Source organism: Salinisphaera sp. S4-8, assembly GCF_040361235.1.
Lineage (GTDB): Bacteria > Pseudomonadota > Gammaproteobacteria > Nevskiales > Salinisphaeraceae > Salinisphaera.
Window position 1 is genome coordinate 26,116 of sequence record NZ_APNF01000005.1, and the last position, 14,920, is coordinate 41,035.

Consider the following 14,920-nt stretch of genomic DNA (forward strand, 5'->3'; position numbering starts at 1 on the left):
AAGGGCAGGTGCGCCCGTGCTGAAGTGGTTGTCTTCGTCGCTGGCCGATGCCTTCGGTCGTATCCTGCTCAAGCTGGTCACCACGGTCGTATTCGCCTACTGGCTGTCGCCGGCGGTATTCGGGCGTGCGTCGTTGACGATCGTCATCGTGAGTCTGCTGGCGATCGTGGTGACCGCGCCGTTCGAGGAATCGCTGGTACAACGACGACGTATCGCGCGGGTGCATTTCGCCACCGCGCTGGGCGTTGTCATGGCCGGTTCGATCGCGCTGATTGCAGCGACGTTCGTGGCGGCCGCCGTCATTGCCCGGTTTTATCCGTCAGACAGCGAGCTGGTGACACTGGCCTGGCTGGTGGCCGGCTTCAGCCCGATTCTGCTCGCTCATGCCGGGGTCGCGATCTTTACCGCGCTCGCGCGCCGGCATCGCGCATTCGCGCGTATCGCCTGGTCGGGCCTGGCCGGCGATGCCGTGGGCGTCGGCGCCGGTCTGGCACTGGTGTTTTCCGGTGTGGGCGTCTGGTCGCTGCTGGCGGTGCGGCTGGTGTCGCGTTTCGTAACCCTGATCTGGCTGATGGTGGATGCGCCGGTGCGTCTGCGCCCGGCCTGGTCGCCGCGGGGGTTGGGCGAGCTGTCCGGCGTCGCGGGCTGGTTTTTTGCCGCGCGTTGTGTCGACAAGGCAGGCGATGCGATCTTTCAGGGTATCGTTGCACGCCTGTTCGGTCTCGACGGCGCGGGCTATCTGAACATGGCGCTGCGCATCATCGAACCGGTACGCGGGCCGACGGCGTCGGTGAGTCATAACATCGCGATGTCGTTTTTCGTACGCGCCCAGGACGCGCCGGCACGGTTGCGCGCAGCGGTAGCAAGCACGGTGTCGCATACGTCGATCGTATTGTTACCGGTCTTTCTGGGGCTCGCGGCCAGCGCGCCGACAGTCATCGCCCTGTTGGGCGGCGAACGCTGGGCGGCGGCCGGACCGATCGCCTCCGGCCTGGCGCTGGCCAGCGCGATCGGCGCGACCACGCATTTTCTGATGACGGCGCTGGCCGCGCGGGGCGAGGCGCGGCTGTGTTGCCTGGCGCTGACACTGGAAGTGGTCGCCGTGGCCGTAGCGCTCGTCATGCTCTCGCCGCTGGGGCTGATTGCGATCGGCATTGCGCGTGTGCTGTCGACCACGGTGCTGGCCGGCTTTTATCTGCGCGTGGCGCGGCCGGTATTCGGCATCGACCGGCTGGCCTTTATCGCATCGATCGTGCCGAGCCTGATCAATGCGTCGATCATGGCAGCGGCCGTGGTCGCGATCGGCCGTGTCGACGGCCTGGCGCAATCGCCGGCGGTGTGTCTGATCGTACAGGTGGGCGCCGGTGTGCTGATCTATACGAGTCTCGCGCTGGTGTTTCAGCGTACGTTGTTCGCGTCCGTGCTCAACGCTCTACGTGGCCGCAAGGCGGGCGTGCCGGGCTAGAACAAATAGACGAAACGCCGCGCTGCCTGCCCGCTTGTCGCTGGGCTCATTGCGCCAGCGGATCGAGTGTGACGCGCAGGGCAAGCCCGCCGACCCATTCGTCGTAGGCAAAGCCGGGCAGGTTCGAATCTCGCTCGATACGCTGACCACTGAGAATGACGGCGATCTGGCGCCGCGGTTGCCAGGTCAGGTCGAGGCCGTAATCGCGAACCTCGTCGGAACGCGCGTCCACCGCCGTGGACGTGCGTTGATAGTCGCGTCGGTCCCAGGCCGCATGGGCCGCGAGATTGATCGCCGGATTGTATTCCCAGCCAAGTTCCACGCGTGCGCCGCGGTTGCGCAGCGCATTGGCGTCCACGTTGTCGGCCGAGTAGATATCCTGCGACAGCGTGAAGCGCAGCTGCGTCTTGGCAGAAATATCTCGGATATAGGTCAGGCGCGCGGTCGGGGCGCCATAATCCTCGGATTGGCCGCCGCGGTTTTCACGATGGGCATAGCCGGCCCGCAGCTGTACCCGCGAGCGACCGGAAAAGCGCCAGTCGAGCCGGCCGAAGGGCTCGTGCTGGACGAAACGCCGGGCCAGCGGATCGTCGGGGTTGCGTTCGGGATAACGCCCGTCGATACGTTCCACGCCCGCGGTGAGGCTCGCGCCGGGCGCGCCGATATAGCGCAAGGACAGGCTCGATTCGACCTCGTTGCGGTTGTAGCGGCGTTCGTCGTCGAGGGTATGTCGGCGTATCCGGTAATCGACGCCACCGATCACCTGCCAGTGCGGACTGATGACGAGGGTGGTCTCGATACCCGGATTGCTCATGCGAATGAAATCGGACTCGCGACCGCCGCGATTTTCGAAGCCGGTGAGTTCGCGTGAACGGTTGTAGTAAAGCCGGCCGCGCAGGGCGTGGCCGACTTCGTAATTCCAGACGAAATTGCCGTGATAGGCGTTGTGGTCGAGGCGCTCGTTCTTGACGTAGTTCAGCCGGCTCAGGTCGATATGTAGCGACAGGTCCTGGCGCGACATGCCCCAGCGGGCATCCGCGCCGATCGTGGCACGGTGCAGCGTATCGGCCTCGCGTTCGGCCTCGGGCGCGGCATACAGATTGCTGTCGCGACTGATACCGGTTTCGACATAGGGCGACAGACGCAACTCGGCGCCACGCGCGTACCAGGGCAGGGCCGCGATCGTGAAGGCCAGAATGTAGCGAGGCTCAATAAGCCGCACGATCGCGAAAGATCAGCGCAACGGTGCGCAGAATGATGTAGACATCGAGACCTGGCGACCAGGTACGGATATAGCGCAGGTCGTACTCGACCCGGCGTTCCATGTTTTCCAACATCTGGATTTCGCCACGCAGGCCGTTGATCTGAGCGAGCCCGGTCAGGCCCGGCCGTACCTTGTGTCGCAGCATATAGCGCTCGATAAGCCCCCGATAGGTCTCATTATGCTCGATGGCATGCGGCCGTGGGCCGACCACGCTCATGGCACCGCGCAATACATCCCAGAACTGCGGCAATTCGTCGATCGAAGTGCGCCGTAGCACGCGGCCGATTGGTGTGACCCGCGGGTCGTCGCGTGTGGCCTGGCGCACGTCGGTATCGGCCGGGGCCACGCGCATAGTGCGAAACTTGTGCACGCGAATACGCTTGCCATCCAGCCCGTAGCGCTGCTGGGTAAAAAACACGGGCCGCCCGTCAGTCGCCCAGATCAGCGCGGCAATAATCAGCAATAGCGGCGACAGCAATATCAGCACGCCCGCCGAGAACAGGATATCCATCAAGCGCTTGAGTACGCCGTCGGCGCCGAAGAAAGGGCTTTCGCTGAACGAAAACACGGGCACGCCGCCGATATTGGCGAACTGCAGCTGATCGCTTCGAAACAGGGGCGATGTGGGCATGAAATAGATCGAGGCAGTGGTATCGCCGAGCCGGCGTACGATATCGGTTGCCCGATCGGCGCCTTCCAGCGGCAATACCACGAACACGACATTCACGCTGTGCTTATTGACATAGTCGACCACCTCGTCGGTCCGCCCGAGCACCGGGCGGTCGGAGCTGGTATGCCCGACGCGCTCGGGGCCGCGGTCCTCGAAAAAACCCAGCAGGCGGAATTTCGGTACATCCAGCGCGGCGAGAATATGGGCCAACCGCTGGGCGTCTTCGCTCACGAATACGATGACCGCGGTGCGCGACTTCATCGATGCCGGAAAAAACCGGAAGAACAGATAGCGAATCAGGTGATGGGCCAGCACGAACAGCAACGGCGTGAGCGCGAGCCACAGCAGGATCACGCGGCGTTCGTACTCGCCGGAGCGACGGGTCAGAAAGCCGAGAAAAATCAGCCCCGTGGCGCATAGAAACCAGCTGAACAACACGCCGGTACCGATCGAGCCGGCTCGCCCGACATGCCATTTCCAGATCAGGTTATAACGACTGAACACGATCGCCACCGTCACGAAGGCCAGGGCGGCAAGCTGACGATCCTTTTCGCTAATGCCCTGGTCCGACAGCGCGGCAATGAACAGCAACAGACCGGTGCTCAGACCGCCATAGATCAGCCCGTGAAAAAGCGGCGCGGAAAATGTACGGCTCGCCAGTCTCATGGCTGCGCGGGCCCTTTGCCCAGGCGACGACGTACGGCGTTAAACAAGGTCCGTGGCAGCGCAGCCAGCTGCTGGCGTTGCCAGGCGCGCAGATTTGCGCGAAAGGTCGGGTCGGGATAGCGCTCGGCGCCGCGTGCGGCGGCCGAGAAATAACCGGTGATGATCAGCAGCCCGCCCACGACATAGGGCCAGTCGCGCATGCGGTAGACGCCGGACACCACGGCATAGGCCGGGTGATAGCCCATGAAATGGATACCGCGGCCCCAGCGCAGGCGTCCGTGGACGATACTCACCTCAGAGGACCCCATCAGGCGATGATGGTGAATGCGCGCCTCCGCATCGGGGATATTGCGCGTACGCCAGCCGGTCATGCGGGCCCGGTGGATATCGATACCGTCCCACTGCAAGGTCTGCTCGAAGCCGCCGATCGCCTCGAAGGCGGCTCGACGGTAGAACTTGAACGGCCCGCAGACCATGTCCGGGCTTTTGCGTTCTTCGACATCGCCGCCGGGTTCGGGCCGAAACACCCGACCGGAGACCGCCGCCAGTCGATCGTCGCTGGCGAATTCCGCGAGCATGCGCTCGATATAACGTGGCCCGTAGGTAATATCCGCATCCAGCTTGACGATATAGTTCCAGTCGCTGATCGGCGCGGCTGCAAGCCCGTAGTTGAAGGCCTCGATCACCCCCGAGCCGACCTGACGCCGGCCGCGGTCGGGCTTGTCGACGACATGGATGAAATCGGTTTCGCGTGCGCGGGCCTTGGCAATAGCCGAGGTATCGTCACTGGATCCGTCGTTGACGATCACCCAGGCGGCCGGGCGTACGGTCTGTGCGCACATGCTGTCGATCGCGGCATCGATGAAGCGCGCTTCGTCGCGTACCGGCGAAATGACCAGAATTCTCGGCTCGCTGCGGGCCGCCTGGGAAGGAGTATGCGGGGCCTGTTCGTTCACGACAGCACGCGTTCGTAAGCAGCCAGCAGCTTGGGCACTTCATGGTGCCAGGCCAGGCGTTGCTCGATACGCTCACGCCCGATTTCGCCCAGCCGCTGGCGCAGTTCGATGTCGTCGATCAGGGTGAGGATCTTGTCGGCGAAATCGCGGCGATCGCCCGGTTGCGCATAGAGCGCGGCGTCGCCCGCCGAGGCGCGACCCTCGGTGAGGTCGTACTGGACCAGCGCCTTGCCGAGCGCCATGTATTCCAGGATCTTGTTCATCGTCGACTGATCGTTCATCTCGTTTTTCGGGTCCGGACTTACACATATATCGGCCGATGAGAGCACCCGCATCAGGTCTTCGCCGTCCAGCCGGCCCGGGAAATCCACGTAGTCGTCGATGTTCAGCTCCACGGCGAGGCTGCGTAATCCCTCAAGCGACGGGCCGAAACCGACCAGACAGAACTGGATATCCGCGCGGCCACGCTCGTGCACGATATCCGCGATCATGTACAACAGATCCTCCAAGCCTTCCTGTTCGCCCATGACCCCCACATAGCCCACCAGATGGGCGCGCCCGCGGCGTAGCGACGGGTCGGGCGCCACCGCGTGGATGCGCTCGAGATTGGGGCCGCTGCGCACCACGAACACGTCTTCCTCGGCCATGCCGCCCCGACTGCAGGCGATGCGCTTGAACGAGTCGTTGGTCGCGATGGAGACTTTCGCGAGCGAGAACGTGGCGCGCTCGAGTACGCGCATCAGCCGGTACATGACGCCGTTGCGGCCGAACTTGGCCACGAACAGTTCCGGGCACAGGTCATGGTGGTCGAACAGAAACCGCACCCCGAACGGGCGCGCGAGGGCAGCCACCAGAAAGATCGTATCCGGCGGATTGCAGGCATGAATGACGTCGATACGCCGGCGACGGCCGATACGCGCGCTGAGCCTGAGCTGCCAGAACAGGGCCGTGGCATATTCCAGCGGATAGGCCCAGGCCGTATTCGGCACATTCGGCAGCGGATGTCGGTAAATGGCGATGCCGTCGAGATCGACATATCGTTCGCGATAGCCTTCGGCGGTCGGACATACGATCGAAACCGCATAGCCTGCATCGCGCAATGCGCAGGCCTGCTGCCAAACGCGGCGATCGAAGGGCAGTGGCAGATTTTCGACGATGATCAGCACATGGGCGCGCGGGTCTGCATCGTTGCGCGGGGCGTGCGCACTCATGTCGTCATTGTCCTGATCCTGTTCTTGATTCGGGGGTACGGCGCGACGATGCATGCTAGGCAACACCGTGATAAACGCCTGCGGTGAGTTCGGCCAGCTGCGGCCAGCCGCGCTCGCCGTGGGCCTCGGCGGCAACATGCGCACGCACGCGATCGACGACGTCGGGCCGGGCCTTGATCGCGGCAACACGCGTGGCCAGGGTTTCGGCGTCGACGGGCTTGAGCAGAAAGCCGGAGCGTTCGTCGTCGATGACCTCGCCGAGGCCGCCGATGTCGCTGGCCAGTACGGCACAGCCGTAGGTCAGCGCCAACATCAGTACGCCGGACTGATCGATACGCCGATAGGGCAGCACCACCAGATCCGCCGCGGCGAAATAGCGTGCCGTGGTTTCGGCATCGACCCGGCGTAGGTCGGCAGTGACATCGCGCCGGTCGGCGAGCTGGCCGGCGGCATCGCCGAGGGCATCTTCGCCGGCCACGATCAGATGTATCGCCGGGTCGGCGAGGTGATCGAGCGCCTCCAGCAGCAGATCGAGCCCCTTGTACGGGCGTAGCCGGCCGAACAGCAACAACAGGAACGTATCGTCAGCCACCCCGAGTGCCTGGCGCGCGTCGGGGCGCGGAAGCGCTTCGGCGGCGCCGAGGGTGAGCGGGCCATGGGCGATGACATGGATATGATCGCTGCGCGTGCCCATCTGCCGTACCAGCGTATCGGCGGTGAAGCGGGTATGGACGATAACCGCATCGACATGCCGGTAGATCCGCCGAAACAGCGCGCGATCGAAACGGGCGCTCTCGTGCGGAAGGCTATTATGGGCGGTCCATACCAGGCGCGCGCCCCGCAGTCGCGCGATCACCAGCAACGGCCAGTCGAGCAGGGGCTGATGCAAGGCCTGCACATGAAAGATATCGGGGCGTTCGCGCCATATACAGGCGGCCGTGCGCACCAGCGCCTTCGCATGGGCGGCCAGACGTTGCCAGCGTCCGCGCGTGACCCGTGCGGCCGGGTAACAGCGCGCCACGGGACAGCCAACGGCCTCGGCATAAGCAAAATCCGAGCGTACGACAAGACACAGGCGTGTGATGTCGGCGCGCGCGCTCAGCGCCCGCGCGAGTTCGGCAACATATTCGGCCGGCCAGGGGGCGTGCATGACAACGCGCATGAAAACGCTATTCCTCGCTCAGCCGCACGAGCGTAACGCGATCATCGCGGCACTGGCCGTCGACGAGCACGTTCGCGTGCAGGTAGAACGCGGTCGCGCTGTCCGCGGGCGCGGCGACCGCACGCGTATGACACAGCGCGGTGCCGTCGCGAGCGTTGCCCTTGTAGACGGTGCGCCAGTCGCTGGTCGGTCGACCGCTAGGGTCGACGTTTCGGCGCAGCACGGTCAATCCCGTCGCGAAAGCCCATTCGCGACCCTGGTCGTCGTAATGTTGTTCGAACGCCTGGTTGGGCACCGGCTCGGGGTCCGACCAGTGGCCGTCGGCGAGGCGGCTGCGATAACGCGGGCCGTGAACCGACTGCAGGGCCACCACCGGATGGCCATCTTCGCTGACGCTGATCCGGGCCGGGCTGTACAGACCGTCCGGGGCGAGTTCGGCCATACGCTCGGGCGCTACCCGGCTGGCCGCAGCCAGATCGATCGGCAACTGGTAACGCTTGCCCGTCGCGTCGTAGGCTGCGTCGCGTGCTGGCGGCAGATACGCATAGCTGGCGAAATTCTGGTCGACCCCGGAATCGCCGCGCCGCCACAGCCAGGCCACATGCATGCCGTTTTCGCTGTCGAATGCCAGGCGCATCTGATAGACCCACCAGCCCGGTTCGCTGATGAACGGGCGGCTGACGTATTCACTGCGTCCGGGCGGCAGGCGGATATCATCGGTACCAACGGTCACATCGCCGCCGATGGCATGCCAGCTGCGGTTGGATTCCTCGTAGCGGGCCAGACCGCCCGAGAACAGGCGCTCGGACCACGTACGTGCCGGGCGCACGGCATAGCGATAGGTCACATACAAACGCCCGTCGCGGTCGTTGAAGAACGACGGATAGGTGATCTGCGTGCCGGGAATGGCCGCGGTTCCGGGCGCGGGAAAGTCCACGCGCCGATGCTGGCTGCCCCAGCGGGCCTTGGCCGAGACGCGCTGGCCACGAAAGACGAAGTGGTCGATCGACTCGGGTTGCGCCGAAACCGAGTATTGCCAGGGCAGGTTGTGCATATCGTAAGCCACATGCACGAAGCCGTCGCGATCCAGACCAATCGAAGCGGCGGTATGGTAGGGATCGTTGGCGGTATCGGCATCGAGCAGATGCGATCGCCACGACCAGTGCCCGTCGGGGCTGCGCTCGCCCTTGCGTACCACGGTATGAAAGCCGAAATCGTGCAGCTTGACCGGTCGCGGGCCCGGTTCGACGTTTACCGTGTATACCGTGGCGTCGCGCACCGCCAGCGGGGTCGCGAACACGCTCGCATTGGCTTCGGCCACGTCGATCGGGGCGAGTATCACCTCGGCGCTTACGGCCGCGGACGCGGCATTTGCCAGCAGTAGCAGTGCGCCGGCGGCCGCGATTTGCCACACCCTGGCCGAGCCGGGCCGTCGCCTACGGATTATCGTCATTGCGGTGTCTCCGCCGGATCGACCGCACGCAGACGCGCCAGCGCGAGGCTTGCGTGAATCGATAACAGGAACATGAAATGAATGGGCCGGAAGAGGCTGGATTCGGCGATATTGGCAATCGCGAGAAACGCCATGAAGGCGACGATCCAGGCGGCTTCCGCGCGCCAGCCTGGCAACAGCGCGACACCGCGGCGAATGGTGTTGATCAGAAAACCGACGCCCAGGATCAGTCCCGGCACACCCAGCTCGTTGGCCAGATCCAGATAGCCGTTGTGCGCCTGCCAGAGAATCCCGTAGAGGTTCTGGGTCACCCACGGCGCCGGCCCGCCGGCACCGAGCCAGAATGCCTGGAAACCGGTGCCGAGCCAGGGATGCTTCACGACCTCGGCATAGACCAGCCGCCAGATTTCCAGACGCCCGGTAAAGGTGACATCGCGGCCGACCGCATTGGCGACCGGGGCCACGATCTCGCGCCAGCCGGGCACACCATGCGTAACCAGTACGCCGAAGGTCAGGCTCAAAAGCAGCGCGCCGACCACCAGCACGCTGCTGAATACCAAGCCACGCAGGGAGAGCATGGGCCGAAATGTCAGCCATAGCGGCGGCAAGACAGCGAGCATGCACAGCAGCGCGGTCGCATTACGGGCCATGATCAACGTAATGCCCGCGACCAGCGTCCAACCCAGCGACTCGAGCACGCCCGTCTCGCCAATCGCTAGGCCGTGCATCCATAGCACCATCATCAAACCGGCGGCCATGCCGAGATGATTCTTGCTGCGGGTAATACCGGTCCAGGCGTTCTCGTAGCCGGCGACATGGGCGATATCGGGAATGACGAACACCGCCACGATCGATGCCACGACCAGGGCGCTCAGACAGGCCCGGGTATGCCGGCGCAGCCGATCGGGCTGCCATGCTGCCACCTGGAATGAAAGGGCGATAACGACCGTGCCGATCAGCAATACCAGCTTGCGTACGGTCACCGCCGGATAGTCCGACCAGCCAACGCTGAGAATTGCCCAGCCCAGAAAAAGCCAGAGCCAGGGATCGATCTGGCGCGCTACGCGCCACGCCACGCTACGCCGCAGCCAGATGACAAGCGCGCAGATCAGAAACGGCGACATCCACTGCAGACGACGGATCAGCGAGCCCTGCTGGGCATTTTCCGCGACCGTATCCTGAGCCCAGTCCAGCCCGTCGGGCAGCAGGGCAAATGCCAGCGTGGCCCAGAATACGGCGATGAGCAGCCAGTAGAAGCGTCGATCTTGAGCAGCCGGCAACCGCATGGGTGTATCAGCCGTCGGTGAGCAGGGTGCCCAGAATGTTTGCGCCGCTTTCATGCAGACCGTCGGTCAACTGGCGCAACCGCGCCAACGGCGTGATACCGCGTTCGACCACCAACAGCGCGCCGTCGCTCACACCGGCGGCCGAAATCGCGTCGAGATCGCCGGTATGTTCGGCCGCGTCGATCACGATGTATTGGTAATCGCCACGCAGGCGGGTAACGAGGGCGGCGAACTGGCTCGGTGCCTCGACGAGGGTATCGCCCAGCGACGGGTGCGTGTCGGTCGCGCGAATCACGCTTAGCCCGGGTATTACCGCGATATCGGCCATGCCGGTATGACTGTCGAGCCCGAACAACAGACCCTGTTGCGGGTGCTGGCGTGCGGCATCGATTAACGCCGTGCGCTGGCCGGAGCGGGCGAGCAGCACCGCCAGATTCGCGGCCACGCGGCTACGCGCGAGGCCGGTCGAACAGCCGACCACGGCCAGACAGCGTGCATGGCTGTCGCTGAGTGCGATGCGGGCCAGCGCTGCGCGCAGGGTATCCGCCGCCTGGCCATGCGGCGCGTGGTAGGCGAATACATTGTCGTGAATCCGCGGGGTCGCGGGCTGGCTATGGCCGGTCATCGCAGTGCTCCGTGGCCGAGTACGCCCAGAACCGGCAGTTCCAGTTCGCGTTCGATATCTTCGGGGGCGCGCACGCGCCGGTCGAGCAGTTCCTGGAGCAGGGCCAGCATGACGCCGACCACCAGTCCGAATACCAGGGCCACGGCGAGTTTACGCTTGCCACTGAGACCGGCGGTCTTGGTCGGCGCGATCGCCCGGGTGACCACCGAGACGTTCTGTGCACTGAGTTCGCTGCCACCGAGCACCTGGTCGTAATTTGACAGCGCGGCTTCGTAGACCTGGGTCGCGCTTTCCAGACGCCGTCGGTAGCTGTCGAGCTGGCCGCGCTTGGTCTGCTTGTCCATTACGTCAGCGCGTGCGGCATCGTAGTTCTGTTGTAGTGCATTGACTTCGCCACGTGCTGCCTTGACGCTCTGACGGGCCGCCGCGAGCGAGGCATCGATCTCGTCGCGCAGGCGGCTACGCACGGTGGCGATCTGGCCATCGATCGCCCGAAGACGCGGATGGTTGGGCCCGAGCGATTCGGCGATCTCGGCGCGCTCGGCCTGAAACCCGACCAGCCGATTCTTGAGATCCTGCACCACGTTGCTGTCGAGAATATCGGCCTGGGCGGTCATCGGCTGGCCGCTGGCACGCGCGCCGTTGATCTGATCGACTTCGGCCTGCGCGGCCTGCAGACGCGCCTGGGCCGCGTTCAAACGGGTGCCGAGGTCGTTGAGCCGGCTTGTATCCACGCCTTCGGCAGCCGCCGAATCGATGACGTCGAAACGCTGCCGCGCGTTGGTCAGCGCGTCCTGTGCTTCGTCCACCTTCTTGCGCAGACCGTCGAGAAAATTCGAATACTGGCCCAGCCGCTGGCGCGCCGGGTCGGTGGCCATGTTTTCACTGGCCTTCATGTACTGGTCGATCACCGCGTTGACGATCGCGGCACTGCGCTTCGGGTCATCGCCGCGATAGGAGACCACCAGCAGCTGGCTTACCTCGCCGGCACGCACTTCCACCTTCTCGCCCAGCGCCGATGCCAGGCGCTGGCGCAGCGTGCCTTCGCCGTCGCCGTCTGCATCGAACTCGTCGCGTACGGCCGGGTCATCGGCAAGGCCGAGCTGGTCGACCACGCCGAGCATGACGTTCTGGCTGGTCATCAAATCGATCTGGGTGGCGCGATAACTCTCGGCCAGCGCGCTGGAGCGGGCCTGGCCGGTCAGCGGGTCCAGCGTCGGAAATTCGATGACCAGGGATGCGCGTGCCTCGTAGCTGCGCATCATCAGCGCCGCGATGATCGCCAGCACGAAGAACACCGCCACGGTCACCGCCACCGTACGCCAATGGGCACGCACGGCGCGCACTATCTGGCCCACCGTGGGCGTGGCCCGCATGCCCGGAATCAGCGGGCGATCGATCGCTGCGTTCAAAAGAAGCGCTCCTTGACGAAGATCACGTCGTCGGCCTGCACCCGGGTGGTGGGCGACGCGTCGACGGTCTGTACCGAGCCGTCGGCGGCTTTGCGATGCAGCACGAAACGCGAATTAGAACCGCGTTCGGTCAGGCCACCGCCGGTGGAAATCGCCTGCATGACGGTCATGCCCGGCTGAATGGCATAGGCGTCGGGGCGTTGCACTTCGCCATAGATATAGAACACCGGCGCCTGGGGCACGTACACGGTATCGCCGGCGTGAAGGACATTATCCGGCGAGCCGCCGTCGCCGGTAACCAGCGCGTCGATATCGATACGCTCGCGCGTGTCGTCACCGCGAATGAGTACCACCGAGCGTGCACCGCGGGGGGTAATACCGCCGGCCTCGGCAAGCACGTCGAGCAGGGTGGTGCGGCTGGTCAACGAGAAACGGCCGGGCTGATTGACCGCACCGAGCACCGCGACCTGCTGGCTGCGGTGTTCGACCAGGGTCAGGCTGATCTGGGGGTCACGGAAGTAGCCGCCTTCACGATAGGCCGATTCAATCTGACTCTGGGCGGCGTTCGGGGTCATCCCGCCGATATCGACCACGCCCAGTAGTGGCAGCGATATTTCGCCGTTGTCGGAAATAAAACCCTGGGTATTCATGTCCGGCTGGCCGAACATGCGCATTTCCACGATATCGCCAGCGCCGAGCAATACGCCTTCTGACGGCTCGGCCTGTGGCTCGGCCTCGGGTTGGGCGTATGCCGCGGCCAACGGGGGCGCCGTGTCGCCGCCGGACGGCGTGGCAGCGGGGGACGGTGTGGTGGCGATTTGCGGTGGCGGAAGCGGCTCACTCGCGCAGCCGGCAAGCAGCACGGCCAGGACCGCCATGGTCAAAAATAGTCGCAAATCAGTCAGCACGGCGGCCATCCCCCTTTTAAACCCCATAGCCCGCTAGTTTAGTGCATATACCAGTGCCAGCGTTAACGGCCGATTTAGAGGGGGTCTGAATGCCGGGAAGATAAATTCTGCGTGCCGCGCGACCTACGCGCCGGGTGAATCGGCACGTATGCCCCGCGCGTGGCGACGCGACCCGAAAGCGGTGGCTGCCCAGGCGATTTTTTTGCGGTGTAGTCGTGTGCGCGCGTTAACTTCAGCAACTTAGCGCCGATGGCTACCTCGACTACGGCGTCAACAGCGCCTAGAATTCCGCGCTCGCGCCCGGATGGCGAAATTGGTAGACGCATGGGACTTAAAATCCCTTGTCCTTCGGGACGTGCCGGTTCGAGTCCGGCTCCGGGCACCAGTTAATCGGCTTTTGCCGCTCGTTAGGTTCGATGACCCACGATGACGCGCCCGCGCCTCGGCATGCATAACCTGAGTTGCGCCCGTGGCGAGCGCGCGCTCTTTGCTGGACTGGACGTGGCCCTGGTCGGCGGCGAAGCGGCGCGTATTCTCGGCGAAAACGGGGCGGGCAAGACCACCTTGTTGCGCACCCTCGCGGGCCTGCAGCTACCGGCGGCCGGCGAAATCGTCTGGGAACCAACCGGCGAGGGCGCCGCCGATGATCCGCTGTTGCTCAAGGACGCGTTGTGTTTTGTCGGCCACGACAATGCGCTCAACGGCGCGCTCACGCCGGTGGAAAATCTGGATGTGCTTATGCGCCTGTGCGCGCGGCCGGTTTCGCAAAAGCGTATTCGCGCCGTGCTGGCCGAGTTGGGGCTCAAGCGTATCGCGCATCGCCCCTGTGAGCGCTTGTCCGCGGGTCAGAAGCGGCGCGTGTCGCTGGCACGGTTATGGTTGACCGAGGCGCCGCTATGGTTGCTCGACGAGCCGGCGTCGGCGCTCGACGTCGAGGCCCGTGCGGTACTGTGCGCCCGAATCGCGGCCCATGTCGCGGCGGGGGGTATGGCGGTGTTCACCACCCATGAAGCCTTGAGCCTGCCCGACGTGCCGGTGCGCTCGATCGAGTTGACGCCGTGCTGAGTGTTTTCTGGGCGGTATTGCGCCGCGATCTGCTGCTGGCCTTTCGCCAGCGCGGTGTGCTCGTGCATCACTTGCTGTTCTTCGTGCTGGTAGTGGCGCTGTTTCCGCTGGGTACGGGGGCCAACGCCGCGATTCTGGTCACCGTATCGCCGGCGCTGATCTGGATGGCGGTGCTGCTGGCGGCGCTGTTGTCGTTGCAGCGCCTGTTCAAGCCCGATTACGAAGACGGCACCTTGGAGCAATATGTGCTCTCGCCGGAACCGCTGGCCGTGATCGCGCTGGCCAAGGTGTTGGCGTACTGGCTGGCCAGCGGGCTGATTTTCGTGCTCACGTCGCCGTTGCTGGTGCTGCTGCTTGGCGTGCCAGCCGCCGCCGTACCCGTTATCATGGCCAGCCTGTTGCTGGGTACACCGACGCTGGGCCTGGTCGGCGCCATTGGCACGGCCTTGACGCTGAGCCTGCCACGCGCCGGGCTGTTGTTGAGTCTGCTGATTTTTCCGCTGTACGTGCCCGTGCTGATTTTTGGCGCCGGGGCGATGCGGGCGGCGATCGAAGGCCTTCCCGCGGCGGGCGCGCTCTACCTGCTGGCAGCTTTGCTCGTGCTGGGTATCACCACCGCGCCGTTCGCGATTGCGGCGGCGTTGAAAATCAGTCTCGAATAACAGCGCCAGATCTGCTGGCGCGGACAATGACCGGTTATCCGGATTATTGCGCCAGATCAATACATTCTGTGCATGGCCGAGAGAAACTATGCGTCAATGCAATCCACAATTCATT

At 64.6% G+C, this 14,920-nt stretch carries 13 protein-coding genes and 1 tRNA gene; 4 read left to right on the forward strand and 10 right to left on the reverse strand.

Annotation, left to right across the window (positions count from 1 at the left end):
• The first annotated feature begins 16 nt into the window (after nucleotides 1–16).
• Entirely contained in the window at nucleotides 17–1,465 is a 1,449-nt protein-coding gene (locus tag S4A8_RS08690; RefSeq protein ID WP_353219859.1) for an oligosaccharide flippase family protein, read from the forward strand.
• A gap of 46 nt (nucleotides 1,466–1,511) precedes the next feature.
• Here S4A8_RS08690 and S4A8_RS08695 read toward each other — a convergent pair whose 3' ends face one another.
• The 10 genes from S4A8_RS08695 to S4A8_RS08740 are packed head-to-tail and all read right to left on the reverse strand — an operon-like array spanning nucleotide 1,512 to nucleotide 12,931.
• Nucleotides 1,512–2,687: an outer membrane beta-barrel protein gene (locus S4A8_RS08695; RefSeq protein ID WP_353219860.1), complete on the reverse strand. Its 1,176-nt coding sequence runs from the start codon at nucleotides 2,685–2,687 to the stop codon at nucleotides 1,512–1,514.
• Nucleotides 2,674–4,065: an undecaprenyl-phosphate glucose phosphotransferase gene (locus S4A8_RS08700; RefSeq protein ID WP_353219861.1), complete on the reverse strand. Its 1,392-nt coding sequence runs from the start codon at nucleotides 4,063–4,065 to the stop codon at nucleotides 2,674–2,676. Before S4A8_RS08700 ends, S4A8_RS08695 begins: the two co-directional genes overlap by 14 nt.
• On the reverse strand, nucleotides 4,062–5,021 hold the full coding sequence (locus tag S4A8_RS08705; RefSeq protein WP_353219862.1) for a glycosyltransferase family 2 protein: 960 nt from the start codon (nucleotides 5,019–5,021) through the stop codon (nucleotides 4,062–4,064). Before S4A8_RS08705 ends, S4A8_RS08700 begins: the two co-directional genes overlap by 4 nt.
• Nucleotides 5,018–6,232 carry a glycosyltransferase family 4 protein gene (locus S4A8_RS08710; protein ID WP_353219863.1) on the reverse strand — a complete coding sequence of 405 codons (1,215 nt, stop codon included), beginning with the start codon at nucleotides 6,230–6,232 and terminating at the stop codon, nucleotides 5,018–5,020. Before S4A8_RS08710 ends, S4A8_RS08705 begins: the two co-directional genes overlap by 4 nt.
• A gap of 55 nt (nucleotides 6,233–6,287) precedes the next feature.
• Complete coding sequence (locus S4A8_RS08715) at nucleotides 6,288–7,394, reverse strand: glycosyltransferase family 4 protein (RefSeq protein WP_353219864.1); 1,107 nt, start codon at nucleotides 7,392–7,394, stop codon at nucleotides 6,288–6,290.
• 7 nt (nucleotides 7,395–7,401) lie between these two features.
• The gene (locus S4A8_RS08720; RefSeq protein WP_353219865.1) at nucleotides 7,402–8,808 is read right to left on the reverse strand and encodes a BNR-4 repeat-containing protein; all 1,407 of its coding nucleotides are present in this window, start codon (nucleotides 8,806–8,808) and stop codon (nucleotides 7,402–7,404) included.
• A 35-nt stretch (nucleotides 8,809–8,843) separates the two neighbouring features.
• Nucleotides 8,844–10,133: an O-antigen ligase family protein gene (locus tag S4A8_RS08725; protein WP_353219866.1), complete on the reverse strand. Its 1,290-nt coding sequence runs from the start codon at nucleotides 10,131–10,133 to the stop codon at nucleotides 8,844–8,846.
• 7 nt (nucleotides 10,134–10,140) lie between these two features.
• Nucleotides 10,141–10,758, reverse strand: a complete 618-nt coding sequence (locus S4A8_RS08730) for a P-loop NTPase family protein (protein ID WP_353178282.1) — start codon at nucleotides 10,756–10,758, stop codon at nucleotides 10,141–10,143.
• Nucleotides 10,755–12,170, reverse strand: a complete 1,416-nt coding sequence (locus tag S4A8_RS08735; protein ID WP_353178283.1) for a GumC family protein — start codon at nucleotides 12,168–12,170, stop codon at nucleotides 10,755–10,757. Before S4A8_RS08735 ends, S4A8_RS08730 begins: the two co-directional genes overlap by 4 nt.
• Entirely contained in the window at nucleotides 12,167–12,931 is a 765-nt protein-coding gene (locus S4A8_RS08740) for an SLBB domain-containing protein (RefSeq protein WP_353219867.1), read from the reverse strand. The genes S4A8_RS08735 and S4A8_RS08740 overlap by 4 nt, the downstream gene beginning before the upstream one ends.
• Nucleotides 12,932–13,376: 445 nt before the next feature.
• On the opposite strand from S4A8_RS08740, the gene S4A8_RS08745 reads away from it, so the two are divergent.
• The 3 genes from S4A8_RS08745 to ccmB all read left to right on the forward strand — a co-directional run bounded on the left by S4A8_RS08745 (nucleotide 13,377) and on the right by ccmB (nucleotide 14,805).
• Nucleotides 13,377–13,463: transfer RNA gene (locus S4A8_RS08745), tRNA-Leu, on the forward strand.
• 41 nt (nucleotides 13,464–13,504) lie between these two features.
• Nucleotides 13,505–14,143 (forward strand): cytochrome c biogenesis heme-transporting ATPase CcmA, encoded by a 639-nt coding sequence (gene ccmA / locus S4A8_RS08750; protein ID WP_353178287.1) that lies wholly within the window; start codon nucleotides 13,505–13,507, stop codon nucleotides 14,141–14,143.
• Nucleotides 14,140–14,805 carry a heme exporter protein CcmB gene (gene ccmB / locus S4A8_RS08755; RefSeq protein ID WP_502950726.1) on the forward strand — a complete coding sequence of 222 codons (666 nt, stop codon included), beginning with the start codon at nucleotides 14,140–14,142 and terminating at the stop codon, nucleotides 14,803–14,805. The genes ccmA and ccmB overlap by 4 nt, the downstream gene beginning before the upstream one ends.
• Nucleotides 14,806–14,920: the final 115 nt, after the last annotated feature.

Coding starts and splice junctions, on each gene's coding strand:
- S4A8_RS08710 (WP_353219863.1), bottom strand. CDS start 6,232: ATGAGTGCGCACGCCCCGCGCAACGATGCAGACCCGCGCGCCCATGTG.
- S4A8_RS08730 (WP_353178282.1), bottom strand. CDS start 10,758: ATGACCGGCCATAGCCAGCCCGCGACCCCGCGGATTCACGACAATGTA.
- ccmA (WP_353178287.1), top strand. CDS start 13,505: ATGACGCGCCCGCGCCTCGGCATGCATAACCTGAGTTGCGCCCGTGGC.
- S4A8_RS08725 (WP_353219866.1), bottom strand. CDS start 10,133: ATGCGGTTGCCGGCTGCTCAAGATCGACGCTTCTACTGGCTGCTCATC.
- S4A8_RS08700 (WP_353219861.1), bottom strand. CDS start 4,065: ATGAGACTGGCGAGCCGTACATTTTCCGCGCCGCTTTTTCACGGGCTG.
- S4A8_RS08715 (WP_353219864.1), bottom strand. CDS start 7,394: ATGCGCGTTGTCATGCACGCCCCCTGGCCGGCCGAATATGTTGCCGAA.